Annotated in this window: 4 protein-coding genes and 1 pseudogene; all 5 read left to right on the forward strand. The window is 38.5% G+C overall.

The annotated features are described in order from the left end of the window. Window positions 1-120: 120 nt before the first annotated feature. Window positions 121-1,113, forward strand: a pseudogene (locus tag DC498_RS25625) (RHS repeat-associated core domain-containing protein); the annotation flags it as partial. 9 nt (window positions 1,114-1,122) lie between these two features. Further along, window positions 1,123-1,995, forward strand: a complete 873-nt coding sequence (locus tag DC498_RS25630) for a hypothetical protein (protein WP_116876977.1) — start codon at window positions 1,123-1,125, stop codon at window positions 1,993-1,995. 1,014 nt (window positions 1,996-3,009) lie between these two features. Continuing rightward, window positions 3,010-3,564 carry a transposase gene (locus tag DC498_RS25650; protein WP_116876981.1) on the forward strand — a complete coding sequence of 185 codons (555 nt, stop codon included), beginning with the start codon at window positions 3,010-3,012 and terminating at the stop codon, window positions 3,562-3,564. 257 nt (window positions 3,565-3,821) lie between these two features. Then, window positions 3,822-4,391, forward strand: a complete 570-nt coding sequence (locus DC498_RS25660) for a hypothetical protein (protein WP_116876983.1) — start codon at window positions 3,822-3,824, stop codon at window positions 4,389-4,391. A gap of 528 nt (window positions 4,392-4,919) precedes the next feature. Continuing rightward, the coding region (locus tag DC498_RS25665; protein ID WP_133176986.1) for a hypothetical protein at window positions 4,920-5,170 on the forward strand (251 nt) is incomplete at its 3' end.

Below are 5,170 nucleotides of genomic sequence, written 5' to 3' on the forward strand. Positions count from 1 at the left end.
CAATTGAAAAAGAAAAACCGTTATTTTTAGGGCTGTAACGTAGTTCTTTGAGTTGATGCCTGGGCGTTGGGGACGTTTTTGTAAAAGCATCAAAATGGGGATGGTAATTATTATCCGTTCGGACTTACTATGGCGGGGATAAGCTCCAAAGCTTTAAACGGCATTAGTGAAAACAAGTACAAATACAATGGCAAGGAAGAACAGCGTAAGGAGTTCAGCGATGGTTCTGGACTGGAGTGGTTAGATTATGGTGCAAGGATGTATGATGCACAGATTGGAAGGTGGCATGCGGTGGATCCACTGGCGAATAAAATGCAGGTATGGTCGCCATATAATTATGGTTTTGATAATCCGATACGGTTTATAGACCCCGATGGAATGGAAGCAAGAGAAAGAACATCCGAGTCGTTAGAGAGAGAAGCTGAGTTGATGGAGCGGATGAAAAGGGATTGGCAAAAGGCTCTGGCAAGTATAACTAATAGTGATGGTTATGATAATGAATACACTGTAAGAAAGAAAAATGGTGAAATTGTTTCTGTTGAACAAACAGGTACAAAAGGTGGAGATTTTATTGATCATATTACCACTATTGATCTTGATGTTCCAATTCCTCAGGCAAGAGCCGTCACTCAGGAATATGCTTCTGTTTATATTTATGAGGCAAGTTTGCAGGAAGTAGATGCAAGGGTAGTACGGGTGCCTGGGGGAATCATAATTAATACCTGGTTTAGAGCATCGGGAGCTGTAAATAGCATAGACCTAACCGATGCAATCCCAACCAAAGCTGGTTTAAAGATATTGGCAGGTGGAATTATCGCAGGAGGAATAAGAAATGCTGCTAAGACGGGACTTAAATATTCCGATGATTTATTAAATGCTGCACAGCAAGCATATCCGAAATTGGCAGGGAAAACCCAACTGCATCACGTTACCCCGAAATATTTAGGAGGACCAGCAAATGGACCCCTTATTAAGTTGGATGCAGCGTACCATCAACAAATTACAAATGAGTTTAGACGGATACACGGTTATGGTCTTCCTAAGCCAAGCCCTCAAAGACTTCAAGAAATAATGAAAGAGGTTTATTCCAAATATCCATTACCAGGACAATAAATCTAACTTATGAAAGAGGTATTAGAACTTAGAATAAACTACGATTATGCTCATTTGCTTTTTAAAGCAGATGAAGGCAAGAACTTAGGAACATCTGTAAAAGTGGTTGAAATATCAAAGGAAGACCCACGATATAGCCAAGTGCCAATTATTGCGGAAGAAATAAAGAAGAAGTATGACAGGGGATTTTTCTTTGGTTGGCAAATCAAACGTAGATACAGCAAGAAGGAATTAGATACGGCTACATTATTGCATCTAAAAATAAAAGCGGTGTTTGAGCCGACAGGCGAAGAATGCGGAACGTTGTATGATGAAACGGCAGCTTGTGAAATATGCGGAGCGAACAGGAAACAGGCAAGTCCTTTAATCCTTAAAAAAGGAACGATACCGAAAAAGGATATTGCCAGAACCATAGGTGGCGAAGTGGTTGTGTCAGAAAAGTTTGTAAATGCGGCAAGGCAAAGGAACTTAAAAGGCTTACAGCTTAGCCCTATCAATGTTGAAAAATATTACCAACTTACCGCATATACAGAAGTTGAGTTGTCTCATCGCACAGTTGCAGGAGTTGACCCTTGGGATTTTTCAGAAGGTAGTAACGGTATTGAATTTACTGTATCAGGGGGCTATCCCGTTAAGTTTGAAAAAGAAGTTTACAAGTGTCCGAAAGGCGATACAATCGGCTTAAATCTTCTGTCAGAACCTTACGTTTTAAACAGCCAATCAATCGGGGAATATGATTTCTTTGCAAGTAAACAAAAGATAGGCGTTAAACGTGGCTTGCTACGACCAGAGCCGATTTACTTTTGCTCGCCAGCTTTCAGAAAAATGATAGAAGAAGAAAAGCTAAGCGGATTTGAATTTGAGATAACAAATATTGAATAAGCAAAAGCCCGGCTACACCCGGGCTTTTATATCAGAATATACTATCTGGTAAATTAAATTTTAAACTATCTGGGATTTTCTTAGGTAAAGCAATAAAAGGATATGCACCAAAGGTTTTATAAGTAGTAAGTATGCCGGCACTATCCTTAACAACCAAAACTACGTAATCATTCTTTTCTAATACCTTTTGAGGAACAGATTCCTTTCTCACCTTGTCGTCGCATGTATTCTGAAAATAATGCTCTACACCTGAATACACTTTAAACTCAATATTGGAAGTCCGCACCTTATTGACGGGGGTACTGATTATTTAACCGATCTTCTTCTTTTGTAAGAGGTTCATTCCCTGTGTATAAAATTAAATCATAATCGTGCGGAGAAGTTTTGTCAATATATATTCCATACTCGGCATTGTTTTGTCCATTAACCATTACAAAAGAATCTAACAACGACTTTATATTAGCACGGGGTTCTATGACATTGCAAACAGGGACTTCTGATGTTTGTTTACAAGAGTTAAAAAGAATAACTAAGACGAAAAAAATAAATTGCCTTTTCATTTTCTTAATAGTTGTATTATGTTATCCTTATTCTGTTTTACAAACTGTTTGAGATTTACAGAATTAGATAAATTTTGAATGCTTTGAGCATTTAGAGAAGGTATTTGTCGTGTAACTGGAAAAGTTTGAAAATTAAAATTAGCAGCCTTTCGTGTCGGATTAGGTGCCGCTATAATAAAACTAATAGGATCATTTTTGCCACCTTGCATTTGAATAACAAATGCAGGTTTGTTAGGAGTTGAATAAGCAGCAAATCCAAGATCACCATACCCATTCGCTGTATAGGTACTGGGGCCGCCACCATCAGGGTGGGTATGAACCGTAGCCGTAGTGTTATATTCCTTTCCGGAAGCATCTACTATATTGCCATTCTCTTCGCCGTGGTTCGTGTCCCACGAGCCACTCTCTGCAACCCCAATGAAAAGGCGGCGGAATTTTGTATATTGAGTGAGTTATGAATTATCAGGAAAAACACCGAAAGTCGTATATCCGCATTGGTGAAATATATTTTTGGACGGCTACCATAAATAACTGGATGAAATTATTAATGAGCGACCAATACAAAGATATTATCATTAGCTCATTCAGATATTTAAGTAATGCCGGCAAGATTGATGTATTCGCTTTTGTGATCATGCCAAATCACATCCATGTAATATGGCGTATAAATGCCATGAATGGGAAAGAAACAGCCCAGGGCTCTTTTCTCAAATATACGGCTCATGAATTCAGGAAGCTTTTGCTGCGTGAAGATCCGGCTATGCTTAGTTTGTATACCGTTGGTGCCAGTAATAAGCTGCATGAATTCTGGCAACGCGATCCCTTAGCCATTCATTTATATTCCCGGGAGGTTGCTTACCAGAAATTGGACTACCTGCATCGCAATCCTACAGCAAAGCATTGGCAACTGACAAATGATTATTTAAGCTATACCTACTCATCGGTGCGGTTTTATGAACTCGATATAAAAGAGTATGACTTTTTAAAAGATTTGAGAGAAGAGTTTTGATGGTTTTGTGTTTCGTGGGACACGAACCACGGCGGGGGGGATGCGATGTGCGTCTTCAGTATACTCTGCATTAAGAAAAAGCGGAATAATTTCCGGGGGAGGTAATATTAACAGCTTTTTCAGATCAATGAATCCCGGCGCATTATACCGTTTTTTAAATCGAAGTGGATTTTCCAAAACAACCATTGAAAATATGGATACAATTACACCGAAGAATCAAAGAGGCTTTAACAGATATGGTAACTAATACTTAGTATATGAGGTATATAATTTTTATTTTTTTTATTCATTTTCTTTTCGCGTGTAAAACTTCGAAGATTAATAATGAGGAATTACATTTAACCAATGCAATCTGGAAATTAGAAAAAATTGTTTTTGAAGGGAGAGTGCAAAATTTTAGTACTGATTCAATTTTTATTTATCTGTCACTTAGAAAGTCGAAGAGAGATCGGAACGTTTCCTATAAAACAGGGTATTATTTTATTTTCAGTACGGAAAGGGATAGTACTTCAGCTTATTACTTTAAATATCCGATGAGAGGGTTTTACGATATAAATTTAGCAGAGGAGGATTATTATGCTGCTGGTGATAATCCTTCTTCTCTAATTAATGCTACCTATATTAGATTAGCTGTTACCCGGCAAGAATATACTTTTAATCCCGATTTAAAAAACAATAAGATATTGAAAACAATTTTTGAAATTGCAATAAGAGGCGGCCGTGCAAGTGAAAATAAGGTAAAACATTTTATTGATGACAACAGATTAACACTGATAAATGCTAAAAGTGATTCAATTGTGTTTTTGGGGAGTAAGAAAAGGAGATAGTGGTTCATTCTAGCGCAGGAGTGTAGCACATAGTAAGCTGGCGCTGGTTTGGTAGGCTTAGCCTTCAGACTTCTTCCCAGCAACGTCTCCCAATTCTTCGCCGCCACGTCTCCCACATATATAAAAGTTGATGATTAGCATAAAGCTGAAGGGGACGTGGCGAACAAGCTGTTTAATTTGTATATTAGGACCTATAATTTTCTTCCCAGCAACGTCACCATATAGCGCAAGCATATGAACTCATGAAATAAAGCTTTTGCCCTTGCCGGTATTCCGGGTAATGTTAAGCGCCGTTGTTGGTATGCAGCATGGCTAATGTGGGTGGCGTACCAACAACAGGGAGTTTGAGAGGCTGGTAATGTTCCAGAGTTAGTGATGGGATAATTTTGAACAGTTAAATAATTGAAGATCAATAAAAGCCTGTAAGGACAGGTTATAAAAGAGATGGATGGTATATCCGTCTCTTTTCATTTTAGGGCTTCTGATAGTAAAATATGCTTAGTGCCATAGTATCGTGTTCCAGAGTTAGTGATACCATCCTTTCTTCGCCTACCATTATACAACAATGCCTCCACACCCAATACCCCTACGGGCTTTGTGTATGATTACTTTATTAAAGACCACCTGGGTAACATAAGAATGGTGCTTACCGATGAGTATAAGCAGGATATCTATCCTGCAGCAACGCTGGAAGGGGATATCAATACGGATGGCAGTCCCAATGCAGCATACATTGAAAAGAACTATTACACTATAGACCCTGCCAAAATAGCTCTTAC

It is taken from the genome of Terrimonas sp. (assembly GCF_003075435.1).
Lineage (GTDB): Bacteria > Bacteroidota > Bacteroidia > Chitinophagales > Chitinophagaceae > Agriterribacter.